The sequence below is a fragment of the Parathalassolituus penaei genome, assembly GCF_026626885.1.
In the GTDB taxonomy this organism is placed as follows: domain Bacteria; phylum Pseudomonadota; class Gammaproteobacteria; order Pseudomonadales; family Oceanobacteraceae; genus Oceanobacter; species Oceanobacter penaei.
In genome coordinates, this window is sequence record NZ_JAPNOA010000007.1 from 85,249 (window position 1) to 110,083 (window position 24,835).

General features: G+C 55.7%; 22 protein-coding genes. 13 read left to right on the top strand and 9 right to left on the bottom strand.

Annotated elements, in window-relative coordinates; all coding sequences use genetic code 11:
* Window positions 1-58: 58 nt before the first annotated feature.
* Both OUO13_RS02075 and OUO13_RS02080 read left to right on the top strand, forming a co-directional pair.
* Window positions 59-466: a helix-turn-helix domain-containing protein gene (locus OUO13_RS02075; protein WP_283172186.1), complete on the top strand. Its 408-nt coding sequence runs from the start codon at window positions 59-61 to the stop codon at window positions 464-466.
* Window positions 450-1,112, top strand: coding sequence for an RES family NAD+ phosphorylase (locus OUO13_RS02080; protein ID WP_283172187.1), 663 nt, complete (start codon window positions 450-452; stop codon window positions 1,110-1,112). The genes OUO13_RS02075 and OUO13_RS02080 overlap by 17 nt, the downstream gene beginning before the upstream one ends.
* Before the next feature lie 118 nt (window positions 1,113-1,230).
* Here the strand turns inward: OUO13_RS02080 and OUO13_RS02085 are convergent, their stop codons facing one another.
* The 6 genes from OUO13_RS02085 to OUO13_RS02110 all read right to left on the bottom strand — a co-directional run bounded on the left by OUO13_RS02085 (window position 1,231) and on the right by OUO13_RS02110 (window position 8,024).
* Window positions 1,231-1,959 carry a hypothetical protein gene (locus tag OUO13_RS02085; protein ID WP_283172188.1) on the bottom strand — a complete coding sequence of 243 codons (729 nt, stop codon included), beginning with the start codon at window positions 1,957-1,959 and terminating at the stop codon, window positions 1,231-1,233.
* 519 nt (window positions 1,960-2,478) lie between these two features.
* Window positions 2,479-2,976, bottom strand: a complete 498-nt coding sequence (gpt, locus tag OUO13_RS02090) for a xanthine phosphoribosyltransferase (RefSeq protein ID WP_283172189.1) — start codon at window positions 2,974-2,976, stop codon at window positions 2,479-2,481.
* A gap of 40 nt (window positions 2,977-3,016) precedes the next feature.
* Window positions 3,017-4,378, bottom strand: coding sequence for an 8-oxoguanine deaminase (locus tag OUO13_RS02095; RefSeq protein ID WP_283172190.1), 1,362 nt, complete (start codon window positions 4,376-4,378; stop codon window positions 3,017-3,019).
* 28 nt (window positions 4,379-4,406) lie between these two features.
* Window positions 4,407-5,330 carry an ABC transporter permease gene (locus OUO13_RS02100; protein WP_283172191.1) on the bottom strand — a complete coding sequence of 308 codons (924 nt, stop codon included), beginning with the start codon at window positions 5,328-5,330 and terminating at the stop codon, window positions 4,407-4,409.
* Window positions 5,331-5,334: 4 nt separating this feature from the next.
* Window positions 5,335-6,456 (bottom strand): ABC transporter permease, encoded by a 1,122-nt coding sequence (locus OUO13_RS02105; protein ID WP_283172192.1) that lies wholly within the window; start codon window positions 6,454-6,456, stop codon window positions 5,335-5,337.
* Window positions 6,456-8,024 (bottom strand): ABC transporter ATP-binding protein, encoded by a 1,569-nt coding sequence (locus OUO13_RS02110; protein WP_283172193.1) that lies wholly within the window; start codon window positions 8,022-8,024, stop codon window positions 6,456-6,458. The genes OUO13_RS02105 and OUO13_RS02110 overlap by 1 nt, the downstream gene beginning before the upstream one ends.
* A 304-nt stretch (window positions 8,025-8,328) precedes the next feature.
* Between OUO13_RS02110 and xdhA the strand changes: the two genes are divergently transcribed.
* The 10 genes from xdhA to OUO13_RS02160 all read left to right on the top strand — a co-directional run bounded on the left by xdhA (window position 8,329) and on the right by OUO13_RS02160 (window position 19,014).
* A complete protein-coding gene (gene xdhA / locus OUO13_RS02115) occupies window positions 8,329-9,885 on the top strand; it encodes a xanthine dehydrogenase small subunit (protein WP_283172194.1) in 1,557 nt (518 codons plus the stop codon).
* The gene (gene xdhB / locus OUO13_RS02120) at window positions 9,878-12,316 is read left to right on the top strand and encodes a xanthine dehydrogenase molybdopterin binding subunit (RefSeq protein ID WP_283172195.1); all 2,439 of its coding nucleotides are present in this window, start codon (window positions 9,878-9,880) and stop codon (window positions 12,314-12,316) included. Before xdhA ends, xdhB begins: the two co-directional genes overlap by 8 nt.
* Complete coding sequence (gene xdhC, locus OUO13_RS02125) at window positions 12,313-13,266, top strand: xanthine dehydrogenase accessory protein XdhC (protein WP_283172196.1); 954 nt, start codon at window positions 12,313-12,315, stop codon at window positions 13,264-13,266. Before xdhB ends, xdhC begins: the two co-directional genes overlap by 4 nt.
* The gene (gene uraD / locus OUO13_RS02130) at window positions 13,263-13,811 is read left to right on the top strand and encodes a 2-oxo-4-hydroxy-4-carboxy-5-ureidoimidazoline decarboxylase (RefSeq protein ID WP_283172197.1); all 549 of its coding nucleotides are present in this window, start codon (window positions 13,263-13,265) and stop codon (window positions 13,809-13,811) included. Before xdhC ends, uraD begins: the two co-directional genes overlap by 4 nt.
* Window positions 13,812-13,815: 4 nt before the next feature.
* The gene (uraH, locus tag OUO13_RS02135) at window positions 13,816-14,148 is read left to right on the top strand and encodes a hydroxyisourate hydrolase (RefSeq protein ID WP_283172198.1); all 333 of its coding nucleotides are present in this window, start codon (window positions 13,816-13,818) and stop codon (window positions 14,146-14,148) included.
* 1 nt (window position 14,149) lies between these two features.
* Window positions 14,150-15,472, top strand: a complete 1,323-nt coding sequence (gene guaD, locus OUO13_RS02140) for a guanine deaminase (RefSeq protein WP_283172199.1) — start codon at window positions 14,150-14,152, stop codon at window positions 15,470-15,472.
* A gap of 4 nt (window positions 15,473-15,476) precedes the next feature.
* Complete coding sequence (locus OUO13_RS02145) at window positions 15,477-16,670, top strand: urate hydroxylase PuuD (RefSeq protein ID WP_283172200.1); 1,194 nt, start codon at window positions 15,477-15,479, stop codon at window positions 16,668-16,670.
* Window positions 16,671-17,556: 886 nt separating this feature from the next.
* Entirely contained in the window at window positions 17,557-17,937 is a 381-nt protein-coding gene (locus OUO13_RS02150; protein WP_283172201.1) for a septal ring lytic transglycosylase RlpA family protein, read from the top strand.
* Window positions 17,938-18,252: 315 nt separating this feature from the next.
* The gene (locus tag OUO13_RS02155; protein WP_283172202.1) at window positions 18,253-18,645 is read left to right on the top strand and encodes a septal ring lytic transglycosylase RlpA family protein; all 393 of its coding nucleotides are present in this window, start codon (window positions 18,253-18,255) and stop codon (window positions 18,643-18,645) included.
* 39 nt (window positions 18,646-18,684) lie between these two features.
* The gene (locus OUO13_RS02160) at window positions 18,685-19,014 is read left to right on the top strand and encodes a DHCW motif cupin fold protein (RefSeq protein ID WP_283172203.1); all 330 of its coding nucleotides are present in this window, start codon (window positions 18,685-18,687) and stop codon (window positions 19,012-19,014) included.
* 47 nt (window positions 19,015-19,061) lie between these two features.
* Here the strand turns inward: OUO13_RS02160 and OUO13_RS02165 are convergent, their stop codons facing one another.
* Both OUO13_RS02165 and OUO13_RS02170 read right to left on the bottom strand, forming a co-directional pair.
* Window positions 19,062-19,712 (bottom strand): TetR/AcrR family transcriptional regulator, encoded by a 651-nt coding sequence (locus OUO13_RS02165; RefSeq protein WP_283172204.1) that lies wholly within the window; start codon window positions 19,710-19,712, stop codon window positions 19,062-19,064.
* Window positions 19,713-19,971: 259 nt separating this feature from the next.
* Complete coding sequence (locus OUO13_RS02170) at window positions 19,972-21,363, bottom strand: uracil-xanthine permease family protein (RefSeq protein ID WP_283172205.1); 1,392 nt, start codon at window positions 21,361-21,363, stop codon at window positions 19,972-19,974.
* 1,053 nt (window positions 21,364-22,416) lie between these two features.
* Between OUO13_RS02170 and OUO13_RS02175 the strand changes: the two genes are divergently transcribed.
* Complete coding sequence (locus OUO13_RS02175; protein WP_283172206.1) at window positions 22,417-24,168, top strand: sulfatase-like hydrolase/transferase; 1,752 nt, start codon at window positions 22,417-22,419, stop codon at window positions 24,166-24,168.
* Here OUO13_RS02175 and OUO13_RS02180 read toward each other — a convergent pair.
* Complete coding sequence (locus tag OUO13_RS02180) at window positions 24,086-24,391, bottom strand: solute carrier family 23 protein (protein WP_346429322.1); 306 nt, start codon at window positions 24,389-24,391, stop codon at window positions 24,086-24,088. The two genes, OUO13_RS02175 and OUO13_RS02180, sit on opposite strands and share 83 nt — an antisense overlap.
* Window positions 24,392-24,835: the final 444 nt, after the last annotated feature.

Below are 24,835 nucleotides of genomic sequence, written 5' to 3' on the forward strand. Positions count from 1 at the left end.
TATGGAAAATTTTCAACCATAATCAACGGGTCGGCTGTTACTCCATCAGGAGGGCTTTATGCTCAACAACGCTCAAACCCATCAGGCGGCATCCACCATGGCTGCCGCCGGATTGCTGTGGCTGGAGCAGCAATCCGTCCGTGAACGCTGGAATCTGAGTCAGGAAGACATGGCCACCCTGCTGGGTGGCATGAGCAAACGTACCGTCAGTAACTGGCTGGATAAGGCCCGCAGTCATCATCAGGTGGATGTGCCCGGTGATACGCTGGAGCGGCTGTCGCTGTTGCTGGGCATTGATAAAAGTCTGGCCCTGACTGCTCCAGCGGGGCATCGCTACGAGTTTTTCAGCCGTCCCAATCAGGCGCCCCTGTTCGAGGGTGAATCCATCAAGGAATACCTGCTAAAGCGCCAGACCATGCTGGCGCTGTACAGGGTGCGGAGGTATCTGGATGCTCGACGGGGTTGAGAAACTGCGGCCGTCCTGGAAACACTACCGGGTCGTACACTCCAAATATCCGCCGGAAAACCTGTTCGACGAGGATGATGAAACCAACTTCCTGCTGGGCGAACTTGAAAGTCTGACCTCCGAACGCATCCATAACTGGCGTTCTTTTATCCATCCTGATGATTTTCGCCACGGCAGCGGTTGGGGCGCGGTGATGGCGTCTTTTTGTTATCCGCGGGCCGGGCGTTTCTCGACCGATGAGCAGGGTTCCTATTATTGCGCCTCCAGTGAGGTCGCGGCCTTGCGGGAGTGGGCGCATCATGTGCAACGCTTCTGGCATGACGATATGAAGTTTAGCGATGACGCTTCGGCCACCGTTCGCTGTTACACCGGCAATTTTGAACAGCCGCTGCTGGATGTTCGCGACATGGCCGAGGCACACACGGTGGATGATTACGGCGTATCCCAGGCGTTGGCAGCGCTGGCCCGTCAGCGTCATGAACATGGCATTCTGTATCGCTCGGTGCGTTCGCCCGGTGATGAATGTGCGGCGTTGTTGCGGCCATCAGCGAGCACGGCGGTGACCCAGAGTTGCCATTACACCCTGATTTTTGATGGTCGCCGGTTTGTGTCGTTTGCGCGGCTGGGGGAGTTTCGGCAGCTTTAATGCTGCCTCACATTGGCAAATTGGCTGTCGGACTGGCTGTCCGTTGACGACAGCAGGAAGGCGCGGGTGGCATAAGGTTCGAAACGCTTTCCACCCGCCGAGATGCGCTGACGGCCGGTTACATGTGAACCTTGATCAGTGCGCTGATGGTGTCTTCGTCGAATTGAGTACCGTACTTGTTGTGCCATGAGCTGTATTCGATACCCACCTTGAACTTGTTGCTGTAGCCCAGCAGTGGGCCGAGGTCGTAGGTCAGCTGCGGGTTGAAGTTGAAGCTCGACAGGTGGTCGTCGCTGCCGGTGGAGTAGTCGATATAACCTTCAAAAGCGGCCTGGCCCCAGTTGGCACCGTAGGTCAGGGTCAGCTGGTGGTCGCTGTCGACGCCGTTGTCGTTCTTGCAGTAGTACCAGGTGGCGCTGGCGTAGTTCATACCCGGAATGGCGAGGTCTGCGCCGAGGCCGTACAGGTAGTTGTCCTGGCTGAAGCCGGAGGAGGTTGAGCCGGATTCCGCGGTGAACGCCAGGTTGATGTTTTTAACCACACCGCCCTGAAACTGGGTCAGGAAGAACTTGGGTGAAAATTCGCTGTAGGTTGCGCGGAAGTTGTTGTCGCCCTGGTCGCGGTCCATAAAGAAGAACAGGCCGCCCCAGCTGTAACCCGACACGTGTTCAACGGTGTAGGTGGTCAGGCCGTAATCCTTGTTGGACTGTGGCCAGTCGGCGGAGTCGATCTTGAAGTCGCCACCCATCAGCACAGAGATGCTGTTATCGGAGAAAAAACGCTCGGCGTGAGCGGAAGGAACAATAGCAGCAGCGCTGATGGCCAGGGCCAGGATCTTGTGGTTCATGCTCTTTTTACTCTCTCGGTTCTTGAATGAAAGGGGTTCCACAGGCGGGTGTGGTATCGCTCCGGTTCGTTCTGGTTAAAAAGTTGACCGGTTGGACAGTGGTTGTAACAAGAGCAATTTCATGACCACTTGGACAGGTTTTGTGACGATTGTATGAATCGCCATCTTTGTTAAGTGAACAATGGGTTTCGGTGGCAGAAAGCGGGGAACCAAAGCGAAAAAACGGGCTGCAGGCCTTGTATTGTGCGGTTGTTTTATAACCAGCTATGGGTGTAACGATTCAGGCCAGAATAACGATGGTCGGGATTGGTGCGAACCAACAGGCGGTTGGCACCGGGATGGCGCATGTTGTGCAAAGCGTAAAAGAGGTTTTGAGCAGAACGGGATGTTCGGGCGAGTAAGGCAGGCTGATTTGGCCAGCAGGGTTACAAGGGAAAGGCAAAAATACAGGTTTTATGGTGTCGGGCAGGGCGGGCTGCCGGGCGGGTCAGGAGAACAGCCCGGCGCTTATGGTGTGTATCAGCGGCGCTCGGCCAGCGGTGTGGAGAAGGTGTATTCCATATCCCACGGGAAACGAATCCAGGTGTCCTGGCTCACTTCGGTGATGTAGGTATCGACCAGATCAACGCCGGCCGGTTTGGCATAAATCGTCGCCAGATGCGCTTTCGGCAACAGGTCGCGCACGTAGCGGGCGGTTTTACCGGTATCAACCAGATCATCCACCAGCAACATGCCTTCACCATCACCCTCCACGCCTTTTAACAGCTGGATATTGCCCTGCACCGACTGGGTGGCGTCATCGCCGGTGGATTTGTAGCTGGTCACACAAATGGTGTCGATCAGGCGAATATCCAGCTCGCGCGCCAGAATCGCCGCCGGAACCAGGCCGCCACGGGTAATCACGATGATGCCTTTCCAGGGGCCTTTGTTCAGCAAACGCAGCGACAAGGCGCGGGCATTGCGATGCAGTTCTTCCCAGCTGACCGGGTAATCCATGGAATATTTGAGATCGGGCATAGCAGTGTCCTCGATATGTCCTCAAGTGAGTGCAGGCCTATCAGGCCAGTGCTTTGGCTGCCAGAGCATTGGCGGCGTGTTGGTGGCTGGCGCGTAACTGGCGAATATCCAGCCCCGGAATTTCCCCGTGTTGTACTTTCCACTGGCCAGCGACCATCACGTAGTCGGCCTTGTGTGCACCACACAGCAGCAAGGCGGCCAGTGGGTCGTGGCTGCCGGAAAAGCGCAGTTCATCCAGTGTAAACAACGCCAGGTCGGCCTGTTTGCCTACCGCCAACGTGCCAACATCGGCACGCCCCAATACCGCGGCAGAACCCTGGGTCGCCCAGCGCAGGGCATCCTTATGCGTGACGTTTGACGAGCCGTATTTCAGGCGCTGCAGGTACATCGCCTGACGGGCTTCCTGAATCAGGTTTGAGCAATCGTTGGAAGCCGAACCGTCCACACCAATCCCCACCGGGCTACCGGCGGCTTCCAGATCTTTGACCGGGCAGATGCCGGAGGCCAGCATCATGTTGGAACTCGGGCAGTGGCAGATACCAACACCGGCGCGACCCAGTCGCTGGATTTCCGAGGCATCAAAGTGAATGCCGTGAGCCAGCCAGGTGCGGTTGTTCAGCCAGTTCACACTTTCCAGATAATCGACGGTACGCAGGCCAAACATCTTTTCGCAGAACGCTTCTTCGTCGAGGGTTTCGGCCAGATGGGTGTGCAGGCGTACATGGTGTTTTTGCGCCAATTCGGCGCTGGCGATCATGATGTCGCGGGTGACGGAAAACGGTGAGCACGGGGCGAGGGCAATCTGCACCATCGAACCTTCGGAGGCATCGTGGTAAAGGCTGATCAGGCGTTCGCTGTCGGCCATAATTTCATCTTCGGTCTGCACCACATGCTGCGGTGGCAGGCCGCCGTTATCCTTGCCGAGGCTCATGGAGCCGCGAGTCAGGGTCACACGAATACCCACTTCCTGCGCGGCCTGAACCTGCACGTCGATGGCGTTCGGGAATGTCTGCGGGAACAGGTAATGATGGTCGGCGGCGGTGGTGCAGCCGGACAGCAATAATTCGGTCAGCGCCAGCCGCGTGGCCTGATGTAGCATCTCCGGTTCCAGCCCGGCCCATACCGGATACAGGGTTTGTAACCAGGGGAACAGCTCTTTGTTAAGCGCCGCTGGCAGGGCGCGGGTCAGGGTCTGATAGAAGTGGTGGTGGGTGTTGATCAGCCCCGGAATCACCACATGCTGGCTGGCATCGAATTTTTCATCGAAATGGGTTGGGTGCTGGCCAGCGGCCAGGGTTTCGATGATCTTGCCATTGCGAATCACCAGACCGCCACGACAGTCTTCGTGAGTGTTGGTATGGATTGCCAGCGGGTTGGCAATCCAGAGGGCTTTGTTGTTCATTGTGTGCTCGTTCATACAGGAATCGGATTCAGGTCTTGGCATAAAACGGTTTGCCGAGGGAAATCGGCGCGACCAGACGGCTGTTCTGGTTGCTCGACAAAATCACCAGCACGGCGATGGTGGCCAGATACGGCAGGGTTGCCAGCAGGTTCGGTGATACCGAAAAGCCCATGCCCTGGAACACCAGGTGCAGAATAGACGCCAGACCAAACAACCAGGCACCCAGCAACACCCGTTCGGCTTTCCAGCTGGCAAATACCACCAGCGCCAGCGCAATCCAGCCGCGCCCGGCACTCATGTTTTCCATCCACAGCGGCGTGTAGGCCAGTGACAGGTAACTGCCCGCCAGACCGGCCATGGCGCCACCAAACAGAATCGCCAGATAACGGACCTTGAATACCGGCAGGCCGATGGCGTTGGCAGAGTGCGGATTTTCACCAACGGCCTTGAGAATCAGGCCTGGACGGGAATGGTTGATAAACCAGTAGACGCCGCCAAACAGCGCCAGCGACAGGTACACCAGCAGATCCTGGCCGAACAGCATGCGGCCAATAATCGGCAGGTCAGTGAGCACCGGAATATCAATCGGCTCCAGCCCGGTGATGGGTTTGCCGACGTAGTTGGTGCCAATAAAGGCCGATAAACCGGTACCAAAAATGGTGAGTGCCAGACCGGTTGCCACCTGATTGGCGCTCAGCTCCATGGTGATCACACCAAAAATCAGCGACATCAGAATGCCCGCCAGAATCGCCGCCAGAAACCCCAACGTCAGACTGCCGGTACTGAGGGTCACGATAAAACCTACCACCGCGCCCATCAGCATCATGCCTTCCTGGCCGAGGTTAAGAACCCCGCTTTTTTCGCAGATCAGCTCCCCCAGCGCGACGATCAACAGCGGCGTGCCGGTGCGCACCATGGCGTACAGAATGTTGGTAATCAGATCGATATCCATGTGCTTAACCCCTGGCTTCAATAACGGCGGTGTCAGTGGCAACGGCAGCTGCCGGTGCGGTGGCGGGTTTGCTGGTGGTCAGGCGCAGGCGGAAGCCGATCAGCACATCACACGCCAGCAAATAAAACAGCAGCAACCCCTGGAACAGGCTGGTCAGTGCCAGTGGCAGGCCCAGTTCGATCTGCGCCATTTCACCGCCCATATACAGCAGCGCCATCAGCAGGGTGGCCAACACAATCCCGAGCGGATGCAGGCGACCGAGGAAGGCAACAATAATGGCGGCGTAACCGTAACCGGGGGAAATACTCGGGATCAGCTGGCCGATCGGGCCTGCGACTTCTCCCACACCGGCCAGACCGGCGAGGCCGCCACTGAGCAGCAGGGCGAAGTAGATCAGGCGTTTTTCCCGGAAGCCGGACAGGCGGGCGGCGCTGCGATCGAGGCCCAGCACGCGGATCTGGAAGCCGACAAAACTGCGGCTCATCAATACCCAGATGGCAACCACCGCCAGCAGCGCCAGCGCCAGACCAAAATGCACGCGGGTATCGTCAATCAGCACCGGCAAAATCGCCGACTGGCTGAACATGGCGGATTCCGGAAAGTTGAACCCTTCCGGGTCTTTCAGCGGGCCATGTACCGCCCACAACAGAATGTTGAGGGCGATGTAGTTCATCATGATGGTGGTCAGAATCTCGTTGGTGTTGAACTGCACCTTCAGAATGGCGGCGATGCCTGCCCAGAACAGACCACCCGCCACACCGGCCAGCAGCACCATGGGCAGCACGTAGCCGGAATCGTTATCGAGAAACTGCAGCGCCATATAACTGCCGAACAGGCCGCCCATTAACAGCTGGCCTTCGGCACCGATGTTCCAGATTTGCGCCTTGAACACCACCGACAAACCAATGGCGCAGAGCAGAATTGGTGTGGCCTTCACCGCCAGTTCGGCGAGGCCATAGGTGTCGGCAATCGGCTTGTAGAGAATGGTGGTTAACGCCTGCCAGGGATCAACCCCCAGCAGGGTGAATAACACCAGACCGGTGAGCATGGTCAGCAAGGCTGCCAGAATCGGCGACAGCCAGGACATCAGGCGCGAGCGTTCGCCCCGTGGTTCCAGTTTGATCATCAGTGCAGGCTCCCGGCACGGCTGGTAGTGGGTCGAGGGGAAATCGTGGCGGCATCGCTGAAATCACCGGCCATCTGGCGGCCCAGTTCAGCGATCGACGACTCCGGCGTTGGTTTTAACGGCGACAGGCGGCCATCACAGATAGCGCCAATGCGGTCGGAAATCAGGAACAGTTCATCGATGTCTTCCGACACCACCAGAATGGCAGCACCTTGATCGCGCAATTCGATCAGCGCCTTGTGAATAGCGGTGGCCGCACCAATGTCGACCCCCCAGGTCGGGTGGGCGGCAATCAGCAAGCGGGGTTTCTGCATGATTTCGCGGCCAATAATAAATTTCTGCAGGTTACCGCCCGACAGGCTGTCGGCCTGGGCATGGCGCCCGGCGGTTTTGACCTTGTAGTCGGCAATGATCTGATCGGCGAAGGCTTCGGTTTTTTTCCACGCCACCATGCCGCGTTTGACCAGACCGGTCAGAAAGCCGGTGAGCAGGGCGTTTTCGGTCAGGCTCATTTCCGGCACGGCACCACGGCCCAGCCGTTCTTCCGGCACAAATGCCAGCCCCAGCGCACGGCGACGGTCCGGTGTTAACGGGCCAATATCGGTATCGGCAAACTGAATATGGCCAGCCGACGCACGGGTTTCACCGCTCAGTGCCGCCAGCAGTTCTTCCTGACCGTTGCCCGCCACTCCGGCGATACCAACAATTTCACCGGCATTTACCTGCAGATTCAGCTGTTTCAGATGCACACCAAAGGCATCGTGGCTGTGCAGATTGAGGTTGCTGACGGTCAGCGTCGGGGTTGTGCCCAGCACCTTGGGATACGTGGTACTGACCGGTGTATTTTCGCCCACCATCAGGCGCGCCATGCTGAGGGTGTCTTCCTCCGCCGGAATACAGGCACCCGACACCCGACCGCCGCGCAATACGGTGGCGCGGTGGCACAGCGCTTTTACTTCGTTGAGTTTGTGGCTGATAAACAGGATCGAGCAGCCTTCTGAGGCCAGCTGGCGCAGGGTGACAAACAGGGTGTCGACTTCCTGTGGTGTTAACACCGACGTCGGTTCGTCGAGAATCAGCAGTTTGATGTCCTGCACCAGACAACGCACGATTTCAACGCGCTGACGTTCCCCTACGGAAAGGGTATGCACCTGACGGTCAGGGTTGATCGCCATGCCGTACTTTTCGGATACCGAACGAATGCGGCTGGCGAGAGCGGGGATATCACCGGCGTCATCCCCCAGCGCCAGGGCGATGTTTTCGGTAACGGTCAGAGTGTCGAACAACGAGAAGTGCTGGAACACCATGCCAATGCCAAGTTTGCGGGCGTGGGCCGGGTCTTTTACATCCAGCGGCAGGCCATCCCACAGAATTTCACCGCGGTCGGGTTTGACCAGACCATAAATCACTTTCATCAGGGTGCTTTTGCCCGCGCCGTTTTCCCCCAGCAGGGCATGAATTTCCGCCGCGGCGATATTCAGATGAATATCGTCATTGGCGAGACAGCCGGGATACTGTTTGGTGATGCCGCGCAGGGTCAGGCGCGGTGGTATCGGGTGTTGGGGCACGTGTCATTCCTCTCTGGATGGCGTCCGGGGGAGCAGTATCGGCGCGGTCTGTTTTTGATGATTCGAGGCATAACAGCAAAAAGCTGGCCAAGTGGTCAGAATGCCATTGCAGAATTTTATCGTCGACTGGTATGGTAAATGCAGTTCATGACCGATCGGTCAGGTTTTTCGCGGGTTGCCATCCGGTTTCGAATGTGAGCGCCGGAAAAAGTCGGCAAACATCGGTTGATTGACTAAAATTACTTAAAAATCATTGATTTATGGCGGTTTTGCCGTGAATCGGAAGCGCTCGGAGGAATCTCGATTGATTCGCTTTTTACTCAACGATCAGCCGCGGGATATCGAATATATTGCTCCAGATCTGACCATTCTGGAGTATCTGCGCACTATTGAGGTGCAACGAGGCACCAAGGAAGGGTGCGCGTCGGGCGATTGTGGTGCTTGCACACTGGTGTTGGCCGAGCCTTCCGAGGAACCGGGCAAACTCCTGTACCGCAGTATCAACAGCTGTATCACCTTTGTGGGCAGCCTGCATGGCAAACAGCTGATTACGGTGGAACACCTGCAACAGGGCCAGCAACTGCATCAGACCCAGCAGGCCATGGTGGAGTGCCACGGGTCCCAATGTGGTTTCTGTACCCCGGGGTTTGTGATGTCGCTGTTTGCCCTCAGCAAAAACAGCGGTGTATGCGAGTTTGATCCGCAAGCGTCAAACGGAGAGGCGCCAGGCAATCAGCCCGTTAACCCCGAACAACGCCACCAGATCAATCTGGCTCTCGGGGGGAATCTCTGTCGTTGCACCGGTTATCGTCCGATTATGGATGCTGCCGCCCAGGTGCTGGCGGATGTGCAGCCCGACCAGTTTGATGCGCGTCAGGCCGAGGTCTGGCAGCAGCTGATGGATATTCGCACGGCTCAGGCACCAATGGCGGGCCTGACTGATCCCGGTTGTCCGGTCAAACCACTTACCGAACGCCGCTTTTTTTCTCCACAAACCCTGGCTGAACTGGTCGAACTGCTGGCGCGTTACCCGCAAGCGCGGCTGGTGGCGGGGGGCACTGATCTGGCGCTGGAGCGCACCCAGCAACTGAAGCCGCTGGATGTGCTGGTTTATACCGGCGCGGTCGCCGAAATGCAGCAGCTGACCCTCACTGACGAAACGCTGATCATCGGCGGTGCGGTGTCGTATTCGCGGATGGCCAGCACCCTGCAACTGGTGCTGCCGGAATTTGCCAGCATGATGGAACGCCTCGGTGCGCTGCAGGTACGCAATCAGGGCACCATGGCCGGTAACGTCGCTAACGCCTCACCCATTGGTGACACGCCGCCGGTACTGCTGGCGCTGGACGCGCTGCTGCACGTTGACAGCGCCGAAGGCCAGCAAACCCTGCCGGTGAACGGCTTTTTTACCGGATACCGCCAGACCACCCTGCCGAAGGGCGCAGTGATCAGCGCCATCGAAATTCCGTTGAATAAATCCGACTGGTTCCGGCGGGTCTACAAGGTCTCGAAACGGCTGGAAGACGATATTTCCGCCGTGCTGGCCGCCATTATGTTCAAGGTCGAAAACGGCCTGATTCTCGATGCCCGTCTGGCCTTTGGAGGCGTGGCGGCCACGCCATTACGAGTGGTTGCCGCCGAACAGGCCCTGATTGGCCAGCCTGCCACATTGGCGGGTATCTCTGCCGCCCAGCAGATACTCAAACAAACCCTGACGCCGCTGACCGATGTGCGCGCCAGCGCCGAATATCGACTGCAGCTCACCCAGAACCTGCTGACCCGGGCGCTGCTCGAATTCCAGCAGCAAGCAAATTCAGACGGGTCAGCCAGCGTTGCTCTGGAGGTTGGCCACTATGCGTAAGGTAGAACTGCAGGGTGCCAGCAGCCCGGAAAACGAACTGACCCTGGCCACCAACCCAAGCGCTATTCCGAACGGTATCGCCGGTCTGGATCTGGTGTCTGGCCCGGTGGGTAAACCATCACGCCACGAAAGCGCGATTCAGCACGTGACCGGTGCAGCCCGTTATGTGGATGATCTGATTGAACCGGCCAACGGTCTGTTTGCGGCGGTGATTCGAAGCCCGATTGCCCGTGGCACCATCACTCGTATGGACCTTGAACCGGTGCGCAAAAGCCCTGGTGTGGTCTGTGTGTTAACCGTCGACGATGTGCTAGGCCATACCGATATTGGCCCGGTGTTTCCTGGCGACCCGATAATGACCTCCACCGAGGTGAAGTTTTTTGGCCAGTGTCTGGCGGTGGTGGCGGCCACCAGCGAACTGGCGGCCCGTCGTGCGGCGCAGGCGGCGATTCTGGAATTTGAACGCGAAGAGCCCTTGCTGGATGCTCGCGAAGCCGTTGCCAGTCAGCAGCTGGTGCGGCCAAGCCATGTTATGACGATGGGTGATGTCGACAGCGCGTTGGCCAGCTCCCATCAGGTGCTGGAAGCCATGCAGGAAGTCGGCGGTCAGGAACACTTTTATCTGGAAGGGCAGGTGTCGCTGGCGATGCCCACCGAAGACGGCGGCATGCTGGTCTATACCTCCAGCCAGCACCCGAGCGAAGTGCAAAAGCTGGTGGCGGAAGTGCTGGCGCTGCCGCTGAACCGCGTCACGGTGGATATGCGCCGTATGGGTGGTGGTTTTGGTGGCAAGGAAAGTCAGGCCGCACAGTGGGCTTGTCTGGCGGCGCTGCTGGCCAGCAAAACCGGGCGCGCCGTCAAACTGCGATTGCCCCGTCAGGACGACATGATCATGACCGGCAAACGCCATCCGTTCGCCAACTCGTATCGTATTGGTATTGATGAAGCCGGGCGTATCACCGCGGCGGATATCGAGGTGATCGGCAATTGTGGCAACTCACCGGATCTGTCGGATGCCATTGTTGACCGCGCCATGTTCCACGCCGACAACGCCTATTTCCTCGGCAATGCCCGTATTGCTGGCCATCGCGCTTTCAGCAATCAGGTATCCCACACCGCTTACCGGGGCTTTGGTGGCCCGCAGGGGATGATGATCATCGAACGGGCGATGGACGACATTGCCCGCGCCGTCGGCAAAGACCCGCTGGATATTCGCAAGCTCAATCTGTACGGCACCGAACAGTCCGAGCCGGAACGCACCCTGACGCCGTATCACCAGACCGTTGAATTCAATTACCTGCCGCAGCTGATCGAACAGCTGGAAACCAGCAGTGATTACCGCGCCCGCCGCGTGGCGATTCGCCAGTTCAACCAGCACAGCCCGATTCTGAAGCGCGGGCTGGCGTTAACCCCGGTGAAGTTCGGGATTTCCTTTACCCTCCAGCACCTGAATCAGGCCGGGGCGCTGATCCACATCTACACCGACGGTTCGATTCAGGTGAACCACGGTGGTACGGAAATGGGGCAGGGCTTGCACACCAAAGTCGGCCAGATTGTGGCGCAGACCCTGGGAGTGGAGCTGGAGCGCATTGTGGTGACGGCGACCCGCACCGACAAGGTGCCAAACACCTCGCCAACTGCCGCCTCCAGTGGCACCGACCTCAATGGCAAGGCCGCCCAGAACGCGGCGTTAACCCTGCGTCAGCGGCTGGTGGAGTTTCTGGCGGCTGAAAAAACGGTCAGCCCGGAAGCCATCCGGTTTGAGAACGGCCGGGTGAGCTGGGGTGGCAGCGAGGACATGTCCTTCGCCGAACTGGTGCAAGCCGCCTACGTCGGCCGGGTGTCGCTGTCGGCCACCGGTTATTACCGCACCCCGAAAATCTGGTACGACCGCACAAACGCGCGTGGTCGGCCGTTTTTCTACTTCGCCTTAGGAGCCGCGGTATCCGAAGTGGTGGTGGATACCCTCACCGGCGAATACCGCGTTACCCGCGTTGATATTCTGCACGACGTTGGCCGCAGCATTAACCCGGCCATAGACCGAGGCCAGATAGAAGGCGGTTTTATTCAGGGTATGGGCTGGCTCACCACCGAAGAACTGGTCTGGCATGCCGATGGCCGTCTGCTCAGTAATAACCCGGCGACCTACAAGATTCCGGCGATTGGCGATACACCGCCGGTGTTTAACGTGGCTCTGTTTGAACACGAGAACGACGAGGCCACCGTCTACAACTCCAAAGCCGTCGGTGAACCGCCGTTTATGCTGGCGATTTCGGTGTGGTCAGCATTGCGCGATGCCATCAGCAGCCTCAGTGATTACCGCCTCAGCCCCGATCTGGATACTCCGGCGACACCGGAGCGGGTGTTAAAAGCCGTGATGGCTGTGCAGGCCCAATGTGCCCAAAACGGCATGACCGGAGGTGCGGTATGAAAACCTGGTCCGATTCATTAGCGGAATGCCAGCGTAACGGCAGCCCCCATGTGCTGGTGACGGTGATCAGCACTGGCGGCTCTACGCCACGGGCGGCTGGCACCAAGATGCTGGTGCTGCTGGACGATGTGATCGCCACCATTGGCGGCGGGCAGGTGGAGTTTCAGGCGGTGCAACAAGCCCGCGATTTGCTGCGTGATCCAGCCAAAAACCACGAGAACCAGCAAGTGATCCGACAGGTGTTGTTGGGTGCTGATGCGGGGCAGTGTTGTGGAGGCTACGCCACGCTGCTGTTTGAGAGTTTTCCGGCCCGGCAGGCAGAGTTGTGGGTGTTCGGCGCAGGGCATGTCGCCAAGGCCTTGATGCAGATTCTGCAGCAACTGCCGGTTTCGACCCGCTGGATCGACAATCGCCCGGATATGTTCCCGGCTGCTGGCACCCTGGCGGCGCATATCGAATGTGTGTTCGCCGAAACCCCGGAAGATCTGCTGGCGCAAGCGCCTCAAGACAGCCGGGTGCTGATTCTGACCCATGATCACGCGCTCGATTATCGGCTCGCCGAAACCGCTCTCAAGCTCGGGCGGTTTGCTTCCATTGGTGTGATTGGCTCCGCTAACAAGGCGGCGCGGTTCCGTCATCGCCTGCTGGATAGCGGCATCAGTGAGGCCCAACTGGCGTCCATGCAATGCCCGGTGGGACTGGCTGAAGTGGGGGGCAAATTGCCGATGGAAGTGGCGGTGTCGATTGCCGGTCAGTTGATCCATCAGTACCAGAGTGCCCAGCCACGCCCGGCGCGCAGCACCGGTGTGCCGTTGCCAACTCTCAAGGCGCTGATGAAACAGGACAAGCAGGCGCAGCTCTCTGCACAGGCAAATAGCCAGACCAGAACCCAAAACACCGACGCGCCAAATCCAGATAACAGCGCTTTAACACAGGTTTCACCCTCATGAGTAACCCCATCAGCGCGATGACCCTCGCCCAACTCAACGCCCTGTCGGAAACCGATGCAACCACGGCCTTTATGCAGTGTTGTGTTGCCGAACGCTGGGTAGCGGCGATGGTGGCCGCCCGGCCATTCGAGTCGCGTCAGCAACTGCTGGATCTGGCCGACAGCTTCTGGGAAGCGCTGGTCGAAGCCGACTTTCTGCAGGCCTTTGAAGGCCATCCAAAAATCGGCGATGTCACCTCCCTCAAGCAGAAATACGCCAGCACCAAACAGCTGGCGGCGGGGGAGCAGTCGAGCGTGAACAGCGCCTCTGATGAGGTGATTCAGGCGCTGGCCGAGGGCAATCAGCACTACGAACAGCGTTACGGTTTTATTTTTATCGTCTGCGCAACCGGCAAAACTGCGGCCGAAATGCTGGCGCTGTTGCAAGCGCGCCTGCACAACGAACGCGATATCGAAATCCAGCTGGCCGCTGCTGAGCAAGCCAAAATCACCCGAATTCGCATTAACAAACTGCTGGCCGCTGACGCCGCCAGCACACAGGAATAATTTGATGATTACCACCCACGTACTGGATACCGCCCTGGGGCAGCCGGGCGCCGGCATCAAGGTTCAGCTGAGTCTGCTGGACACTGACAACTGGGTCGATGTTACCCAGGGCACCACCAATCAGGATGGTCGTATCCCCGGCTGGCTGGACGGCAAAACCCTGCTGGCAGGCACCTACCGCATTCGTTTTGAACTGCAGGATTATCTGCTCAGCCAACAGCAGCCAGTGTTTTACCCGTATGCCGAGATTGTGTTTGTGGTCGCCGATCCGGCTGCGCATTTTCATATTCCGCTGCTGTTGAGCCCGTTTGGGTACTCAACTTACCGGGGGTCCTAAGATGCCGTCAGTGTTTCGTGGCAGCTTGCTGTTTTTTACCTCTGATCCCAAAGACGATGGTGAACAGGCGGTTCATCACATCGAGGATGGCCTGCTGCTGGTGGACGATAACGGCCTGATCAGCGCCGTGGGTGCCTATGCCGATCTGATGGATACCCTGCCTGCGGGCGTGAATATCACCGACTACAGCGGCAAATTGCTGATGCCAGGTTTTGTGGACTGCCATGTGCACTATCCACAAACCGAAATGATCGCCGCTTATGGCACCCAGCTGCTCGACTGGTTACAAACCCATACCTTCCCGGTGGAAAGCCAGTTCTCTGATTTTGATTACGGCGTGGGTATTGCCGAACGTTTCTGCACCGAACTGCTGCGCAACGGTACTACCACCGCGCTGGTGTTTGGCACCGTGCATCCGCAGTCGGTCGAAGCCTTTTTCAGCGTCGCCCAGCGCCGCAATCTGCGCATGATTGCGGGCAAGGTAATGATGGATCGCCATGCACCGGCAACGGTGCTGGATACCGCCGAAACCAGCTATCAGGAGTCCAAAGCCCTGATTGAAAAATGGCACGGTGTTGATCGTTTGCTGTATGCCGTTACCCCGCGGTTTGCGCCAACCAGCACCCCGCAGCAGTTGCAGAGGGCCGGCCAGTTGCTGGCTGAACATCCGGATGTGTATCTGCACACGCACCTCTCGGAAAACCTCGATGAAATCGCCTGGGTCAGCGCGCTGTTCCCGGACTGTCGTGATTATCTGGATGTGTATGAGCAGGCCGGTCTGTTGGGCAAACGCAGTGTGTTCGCCCACGGCATTCACCTCTGTGATCGCGAGTGTGAGCGTATGGCCGCCAGCGATTCGGTGATTGCCCATTGCCCGTCGTCGAACCTGTTTCTGGGCTCTGGCCTGTTTAACCTCAAACGTATGGACGATTACGGCATTCGGGTGGGGGTTGGTTCCGACGTGGGGGGCGGCAGCAGTTTCAGCACCTTCGATACACTGGCCGATGCTTACAAAATCCAGCAGCTGCAAGGTGTGAACCTCGATCCATATCGGGCGCTGTATCTGGCAACCCTGGGCGGCGCGCGAGCGCTGTCACTGGATGGCCGCATCGGCAGTTTCAAGCCGGGGCTGGAAGCCGACTTTATTGTGATCGACCCCAACGCCACCGATTTTCTGGCCTTCCGTACTCAACACTGCAACAGCCTCAAGGAGCTGCTGTTTGTTCTGAACACACTGGGTGACGATCGCCTGATCGCCGCCACCTATATTCTCGGCGAGCTGGCGCACAGCCGCGCACAACCGCCGTTGTCGACAGGAGAGTAACCCCATGGAAGCCTGGTTTGTTGATTGGCTGCACCTGCTGATCCGTTTTCTGCACGTATTAACCGCCATTGCCTGGATCGGCGCGTCGTTCTATTTCGTCTGGCTCGACAACTCGCTGGAAACGCCACCGCAATGGAAGACTGACAAAGGCATCAAGGGTGATCTGTGGGCCGTACACGGCGGCGGTTTCTACGAAGTCGCCAAGTACAAAAACACCCCGGAAGTGCTGCCCAAAACCCTGCACTGGTTCAAGTGGGAAGCCTATTCCACCTGGCTGACCGGCATGGCGCTGTTGATTGTGGTGTTTTACGTGGGTGCCCAGAGTTACCTGATCGACAGCACCAAGGCTGATCTTTCCAGCTGGCAGGCGATTGCTATTGGTGTGGGATCCTTGCTGCTGGGCTTTGGTATCTACGAGGGTGCCTGTCGTACGCCGCTGATCAAACACAACCTGGCGTTTGGTCTGGTGATGCTGGTGTTGGTGACCTTTATGGCGTGGGCGCTCAGCCAGGTGCTGGGTGACCGGGCGGCGTATATCCACGTCGGCGCACTGATTGGCACCTGTATGGCCGGTAACGTGTTTAACACCATTATGCCGTCGCAACGGGTGATGGTTGAGGCTGCCGCCAAAGGCGAAGTGCCGGACCCGTATTACGGCAACAAGGCCAAATTACGCTCCACCCACAACAACTACGCCACCATTCCGGTGCTGTTTATCATGCTCAGCAACCACTTTCCGGCCACCTACGGCAACGAACACGGCTGGCTGATTCTGGGGGCGTTGGCGCTGGTGGGCGCCTGGGCCCGTCACTTCTTTAACCTGCGCCACCACGGCAAGATCAAGCCCATGATTCTGGTGTCGGCACTGGTGGCATTTTTTGCCATCGGCTGGATCATCAAACCGGCCAGCCCGTCGGCCCAAGCCGCAACCAGCAGCGCCGAGTTACCCCGTGTTACCGACGTTCAGGCCCTTACCATCGTTGGTCAACGTTGTACTGCTTGCCACAGCGCCAACCCGACTGACAGCGTTTTCACCGCCGCCCCGGCCGGGGTGATGTTCGATAATCTGGACCAGATCAAAGCCATGAAAGACCGCATCCTCGCCCGTTCGGTGCACACTCATGACATGCCGTTTATGAACAAAACCGCCATGACCGACGAAGAGCGTGAACTACTGGGAAGGTGGTTGGCGCAATAAAACAGGGGGGCTGGTAATTTCAACTGGCGTCTGGCCGGGCCGCGATCGGATCTGGCGCTTTGCGGCTACTCGGCTTGTTAATTGGCCTGGCTTCTTGCCCTCTTGGGGACCTTGTCCCCCGGCCGGGCGGGCCTCCCTCTGCTTTTGCCCGACTGGGCTCGTTTATCCGGTATTCACCGACAACGGCTTTTCGACCCCGGCCAGATGGCACATCCCTGTACCAACTGGCCTTGCGGGGCATCCATGCCCCTGCTGGGTCGGCCGTTGCGGTGAATCCCGGCTCGCCCAGATGGGCATTGGTAGCCACCTTCGGTGGGTTAAATCGGTTATGAATGTCAGGGCTGGTGGTTTGGGTCTGGATGCTGTTCGTCCGACGTCCGACTTCTGGCGGCTACTCGGCTTGTTAATTGGCCAGGCTGCTTGCCCTCTTGGGGGACCTTGTCCCCCGGCCGGGCGGGCCTCCCCTGCTTTGCCCGGCTGGGCTCGTGAATCCGGTATTCTCCGACAACGGCGTTTCGACCCCGCTCAGATGGCACATCCCTGTGCCAACTGAGCTAGCGGGGCATCCATGCCCCGGCTGGGTCGGCCGTTGCGGTGAATCCCGGCTCGCCCAGATGGGCATTGGTAGCCACCTTCGGTGGGTGAAATCGGTGTACTGGTGGATGCTGTTCGTCCGACGTCCGCTCGGCTTCGGGGCTACAACGCAGGGCTGAAAAACAGGGATCAACATTGCCAACTACGGCACATACGAAGGCTTGTGTATGTTTTTTCAGGGAAAATTTGCTTGGCCTGAACGAAATCGCAAGGCAAGATGTCCGAAACCTTGGAATCAGCCTTGTCACAAAGGCGCTGGTTATGGAATCAATACCCATGAGAAAGCAAGCCATTGTTTAATGTAAAAACATTCGCATCCGTCCTGATCAGTTTGCTGATGGTGTTCGGCTCACTGCCGTCTCATGCCAACAACGCAAACAGTTTTTCTGAGAAAGGCAAGGCGACCTATTACGCCGACAAGATTCGCAACAAAAAAACGGCCAGCGGCGAGCGGTATCAGCCAGAGCTTAAAACCGCTGCTCACAAGTCGCTGCCATTCGGCACCCTTCTCAAAGTGACCAACCTCGCCAATGGCAAAAGCGTAAACGTACGGGTCAATGACCGTTCCCAGCGCACTAAAGGCCGGGTAGTGGATCTGTCAAAATCAGCGTTCAGCAGTATTGGCCATCTTTCGGCCGGCGCGTTGTCGGTGAAAATCGAAGTACTCAAATGAAAATCCTGATCCAGTCCTGATTGCTGGTATCGAGCGTCAGGGCGGGTTCTGTTACCTGTCTCCAAAAGCGAGTCGGCAACCGAAATCAGACTGCGGTACGTCCCGACTGTTTTTTAATCCGATGCGTTATTCGTTTAGCCAATGAGTTCAGCCTTGTTGGCGTGGTTTTGCAAAATAAGACCATAGAGTCCCTGGCTCTGCGGTTTGCCGCGGGTGCGATGCCCTGATCCTCCAGAATGTGACTCCTGCCGTGCGCCGAATCTTTCCTCACTCCGTTACCACTGGCACTATGGGGCAAAGACTAAGGAGAAGTTGATGAACCTGTTCCCCGTAAAAACCCTTGGATTGACGTTGGCCTTTCTGGTTACCGGTTGTTCCTCGATGCAATCGAGTGATAGCAGTGAAGGCTGGTCTGGATACACAGAGACGGGTAAAGCGACCTATTACGCCGACAAGTACCAGGGCAAAAAAACCGCCAGCGGTGAACCTTACAAGCGTGAGTTAAAAACCGCTGCCCACAAGGAGCTGCCATTCGGTACCAACGTAAAGGTGACCAACCTGAGCAATGGCAAAAGTGTGGTGGTGCGGGTGAATGACCGTGGTCCGTTCACCAAGGGCCGGATTCTGGATCTGTCGAAATCGGCGTTCAGCAGTATCGGTAACATCAATGCCGGTGTGCTGGATGTTGAAATGGAAGTGGTGGATTGATCGTCCTTTCCTGTCGCCTATTTGCCTGAGAACCCCTGTATGGATATCAACAACCTGCCGTTTTGCGTAACGACCTGGAAAGACATCACGCCTACCCAGCACGCGGGTGATTCCGGGTTTGCGCTGTGGTTTACCCAGCAGTTTGGTGCGATTCGGGTGCGCATGGTGGAGTATTCACCTGGCTACGTGGCCGATCACTGGTGCAAGAAAGGGCATGTGTTGTTGTGTCTGGCGGGGGAGTTACACACTGAACTGGAAGATGGTCGGGTGTTTGTTTTAACACCGGGCATGAGTTACCAGGTGGCGGATAACGCCGAAGCGCATCGTTCGTCGACCACTGGCGGAGCGACGCTGTTTATTGTGGATTAAACCTGATCCATCCATCTATCAATCCATCACGCGCATGGCGGGGCTGTTCAGCCCCGGATTCCACAACCTTTCAGAATAATATGCGTCAGCGTGGCGGCCGCGGCGCTGTAGTCTTGCTCGCTGAGGTCCGTTTTGCTGAGCGCAGAAGTGATCTGGAATTTGAAGTCGGCGTAGTGCTGGGTGCTCGACCACAGCAGGAAAATCAGGTGCTCCGGCGCGATGGCGCTGTCGATCTTGCCCTGGGTCTGCCATTCGCGAATGACGTTCACACGGCCGTTAAACCACTCCACGTACCCCTCATTGAAATAACCTTCCAGATTCGGGCCGCCGCTGATGATTTCGGAAGCGAAGATGCGCGAGGCTAACGGGTGTTGCCAGGAAAATTCGATTTTTTGTTGCAGGTAACTCGATAACACGTCAGCCGGATCATCGGCCGCCGTCATACGGCTGAAAGGGCCATCCCAGAGATCGATGATGTCGCTGAGTACCGCCAGGTACAGGCCAAGTTTGTTCTTGAAGTAGTAATGAATGTTGGCCTTGGGCAAATCCGCGCGTTTGGCGATTTCCCGCATGCTGGCGCCTTTGAATCCAAAAGAAGCGAACTCCTGTTCGGCGGCCGCAATAATGAGCTTCTCGTTGCGCTGGCGAATATCACCGGCGGGTTTCTCGTTACGGTGTGAAGCAACATTCAGAGTCATCATCATCTCGGAGTTAGTGCGGGACAGCCGCATTATAACGGGAATCAGCATCGAATCGCGGCGTGGCCAAAAAAGCATTCCTGAAAAAGCGGCAATACTGCCGGTGTTGGCCGACCAATGCGCCAATCTGGCGTAATTGGTAGCGTTGAGGGCTGTGTTTGTTGATGCTTGTTGTAGCAATAACACAAACGAGCGAGCCGGGCCTGACCGGATGTAAGCACATCCTGCCATCCCGGCTAACGCCCGTTTTAAATCCGGCTCAGGACGCCGCTTTGTAAACCGGCGCTTCCTCGCTGCTGACGATGATTTCTTCTTCGTTCGCGGCTTCTTTCGGCAGAATCGCGTTCAGGATAATCGCCGACAAACCAGCTGTGGTGATGGCGGAACCAAACACGCTCTGAACCACTTTTGGCATCTGTGCCAGCACTTCCGGCACCATTAATGCTCCCAGGCCAGTGCCGAACGACACCGCCATGATCAGCAGCGAACGACGATCCAGATGTTCGGTGGCCAGAATCTTGATGCCCGCCGCGGCAACAGTACCAAACATCACCAGCGTCGCACCGCCCAGAACCGGCTTCGGAATATTCTGCAGAATCCCGCCAATAACCGGGAACAGTCCCAGCACAAACAGCATAGCGGCAATGTAATAACCGACATGGCGACTGGCGACGCCGGTCAGCTGGATTACGCCGTTGTTCTGGCTGAAGGTGGTGTTGGGCATGCTGTTAAACAGCGCCGCCAGCATGGAGTTGAGGCCATCGGCCAGAACACCGCCTTTCACCCGTTTCATATACAACTCACCCTGAATCGGCTGGCGCGACACGATGGAGTTGGCGGTAATGTCACCGGTGGATTCAATAGTGGTGATCAGGTAAATCACCGCAATCGGCAGGAACGCCGCCCAGTCGAATGAAAACCCGTATTTGAACGGCACCGGAATGGCAATCATCGGCAGGGTAGCGAGGTTGTTAAAGCTGATCTTGCCCATAAAAGCCGCCACCACAAAACCGATCACCAGCCCCAGCACAATCGACGACAGACGAATCCAGCTGTTGGAAGAACGGTTCAGCACAATGATGCTGACCAGCACCAGACCACCCAGCATCAGGTTTTCCGGGCTACCGAAATCCGGCGCCTTGAAGCCACCAGCCAGATCCGTCATACCCACCTTGATCAGGCTGATACCAATCGCCGTAATCACAATGCCGGTCACCAGTGGGGTGATCACGGCTTTTAACTTGTGCAGAAACTGGCTCAGGGCGATTTCCACAAACGCACCCAAAAAACACACCCCAAAAATCAGCGACAGGATTTCTTCCGGACCGCCGCCTTTACCCTTGGCGATAAACCCGGCCGCCAACACTGAACTCAGAAACGCAAAACTGGTGCCTTGCACGCAGATCATGCCGGTTCCCACACCAAACGGCGCACGCGCCTGCAGAAAGGTCGCGACACCCGACACCATCAGCGCCATGCTGATCAGATACGGGATGTGCTCACCCAGGCCCAGCACACCACCGACAATCAGAGTAGGTGTGATGATGCCGACAAAACTGGCCAGAACGTGCTGGATGGCGGCAAAACTGGACTCGGCAATTCCCGGCCGGGAGTCCAGAGGATAAAGCAGATCAGATGGTCGAGCGGGCATGGAAGCCTCCCTGTCAGGTTGTTGCTTTTTGAATGTTCTGAAATCGGTTGACCGTTTGGTCAGATGGCAGAAGCAGGAGCAATAAACTGGCCATGTGGTCAGGTTTTATGAAAGATTTTTTACAGGCTTATAAATCAATGGGTTGCGTGTAGTCTTTGACGTTTTTTGCGGAAAGGGCTGATTTTGGGAAGTGAGTGGGGACACAAGGCGTGCACCGCAAAGGGTGATGTTATGGGGGCGATGTGCAGGCGTGGTGCATGAGTGTCCGGTATTTTCTGTTGAGTAATCTCCTGTCCAGATTGACCTGATGTTGCCATGCCAGGCTCTCGGTTCGGAGTCTCGGTGTCAACTTGTCGATTAAACCTGTACGGGATCTGTTCAGGTTAGGTTTTTCGTTCTGACCAGTCCTGCTTCTTTATATCAGACTGCAACCTTGTAGCGTACAGTGGTTCTGCCGAGCGCTGAGTTATCATTGATACAATGCAGTTCACGAATGCTCCCTGATGGTGTCAGCAGTTTTATGTCCGGTTTGAGTGCTAATTGATGGTGTCGGTACGCTTAATCATGTCCAAACCGTGCATACGTCCGCGAAAAGGTGGAAGCGCTCGACATCGCCAGTGTTTTAAGAGTCATATAGGGGGCAGCCTTGCTCTGAATAGCATCCACAATCCGGGAGGCTATCAATCCCTGTCGCAACCAATGGTAGAATCTGTCGGTAAACTTCAAATGCTCTGAGGACGTCAGTACGGCGATCTACACCGACAGTGCTGTTGACGCGATTCGGTGCCAGCTTCTCAAACTGACCAAAATAAAACGGTGGGGTAATTGGAGTGCATTGTTGAAATTGCTCTGTGCCGGTATATTTAAGGTAACCGAGAAGCGGACTCTTTCGTGCAGAATTTAATCTCACGCTATCGCAATTGAGCATCCACTTTTATGGTCGGATAAAATAAAGTGCGAGTCTGTGAGTTTGAATTTTCGCATAAATTAAAACGCCCTCTATTAGTCTGGGTGGTGTACAACTTAATCGGGTTGATTTTTAACGGATGGATTATGACTCTTGGTAAGACGGTAAAGTCAACAATATATGTGCACACGATGATTTTGACTGCCATTTTCTGGCTTTATGCTGAAGTGTATTTGTCATCTGGAAATCCGGTTTTATTGAACGGTGTTGTCGTCTGCAGCTCCTATACAATGGTTTTGTTTATAAGCCCTGTGTTTTTGTGGCCTTTGTTTGTTGCACTGCTCAGTTCGTCGTTTTTGTTCTTGTATATATTGAATTTGATTTCTTCAAGTTTCTGGAATGAGCAGGTTACATTGTGGTTTTTATATAACAATGCGGAGGTTTTTGTTGCCGAATCCAGTAAGTTTCCTTGGTATTTGCTGGTGATTCCGGCTTTAATTCCAGTTTCTCTGTTTTTTATTTACCAGAAGCTGCTTCCTAGGAAAGTCAATCGGAAAACGGATTTTGGTGTTCTGCCTATTATCCCTGTTATATTGGGGGTTTTTTCCACAATAACCTCGGACATGGACACCATCTCAGGTCTGAGCGTATGGCATGGCGAACCGGTTTATCAGTTTTTTAGATTTGGAGTTCATGATGAGACAGTGCAACAATCAATTAAACAGCCTGATTTGGCAACTTCAAGGCAAAATGCAGAAAGCCTGCCCAATATTGTTCTTGTTCACGCCGACGCTTTGAGGGCGGACAGGCTAGGTGTTTATGGCAATGTCAGAGATGTCAGTCAATTTTCGGATGGTCTTGTCAGTAATGGGGCGACCTACTTTCGATATAGTTTTTCCAACTGTAGTGAGTCTATTTGTGGATTTTCTTCTGTCCTGAACTCATCATTTTCGTTGGAGGGTTCGAGAGATGGTTTGCTGGAGAAACTGTCTGCGAAAGGATATTTTACAAACTTTATTGGTTCGGGTGACTTGTATCATGCAGATTTGAATTTGTTTTTTGAGCCCAGATTGGATAATTTCCTTCGTGCTGATCGTAGTGAGTATTATTATAAGCATGATGATCGTTTTATTCTCGGTACTCTGAAGTCGTTCCCGGAGTATCAAGGGATTCCTTCTTTCTTTTATCTGAGGATGATGTCTTCTCATCCTTTGGGTGACCATCGGGAACAATTCAAGAAGTACAAGCCCTTGCCTGATAGTCTGGCTTCTATGGTGTTTGGTGGTGGAGACTACCAGGCTGTTGTTAATGATCATGATAATATGGCGCACCAGTTCGATATTTATCTTTCTGAGATTTTCTCGATTCTTGAAGAGAAGAAATATTTGGATAATGCCATTGTGGTAATATTTGGCGACCATGGGGATGCTATGGGGGAGCATGGGCAATATGGGCATTATCAGACTCTTTTTAATGAGGAAATTCATGTCCCTATCATTTTTTGGTCAAGTGGCAATGTTGATTTGAGGCTTGCTACATCTCAGTTTGCTACATTGATGGATATTGCTCCGACATTGCTTGCTGCGTTGGATATAGATATTCCTGGTTATTTTAACGGCTATCCATTGCAGGTGGCGAAATCGCAAAAGCTTGCATTGTTGGATGATAAGGTTGGGGATACTGGAGCCATTTTTCAAGATGGTGATGATATGGTAAAAATTATAAACAATAGAAAGGGCGAGTCGCTTGTCTTTGATTTGATTGATGATGCTGGTGATAAAAATAATATATATGCATCACGTAAAGATCTGGTTGTTAAAATAAAAGCAATGTCTTCAGAAAAAGCGAAATCCACAGAGATTGGCGTATTGCCAGCTTTTGAGGGAGAGAATCCATGAACGCACAGACCATACTGGTATCCACACCAAACGGCACACGCACCTGCAGAAAGGTTGCAACACCCGACATCATCAGAGCCATGCTGATCAGATAAGGCATGTGTTCACCCTGGTCCAGGACACCACTGACAATCAGAGCAGGTGTGATGTTGCCGATAATACTTGCTAGAACGTGCTGAATGGCGGCAAAACTGAATTCGGCAATTCCCGGTCGGGCGTCCAGAGGATAAGCAGATCAGATGGTCGAACGGGCATGGAGGCCTCCTTGTCAGGTTGTCGCTTTTTGAATGTTCCGAAGTAGGTTGACCGTTTTGTCGGGTGGCAGAAACAAGAATAATAAACTGGCAAGCTGGTCAGGTTTTTAGGAGAGGTTTTTTACAGGTATCTAAATCAATTAGTTAGGTGCGGTTGGTGGTGTTTTTTGCGGAAAGTGAAGATTTGAGGGTGTGAGTGGGGTGCATCAAGCGTGCACCGCAACGGGTGGCATTAGGTAGAGCGGTTGGGCAGAAGGACTGCATGAGTTTGGTTGGTTACTCGTGACCGCGGTATTTTTCAACATAGTTGTCCGATAAACCATTAATCAGGCCGCCATCGTCGCGGCTTGTATTTCTTCCTTCCTCACCGGATTCAGCGTCACCGTTTCCTGCCAGCTCAGATTACGGATTCT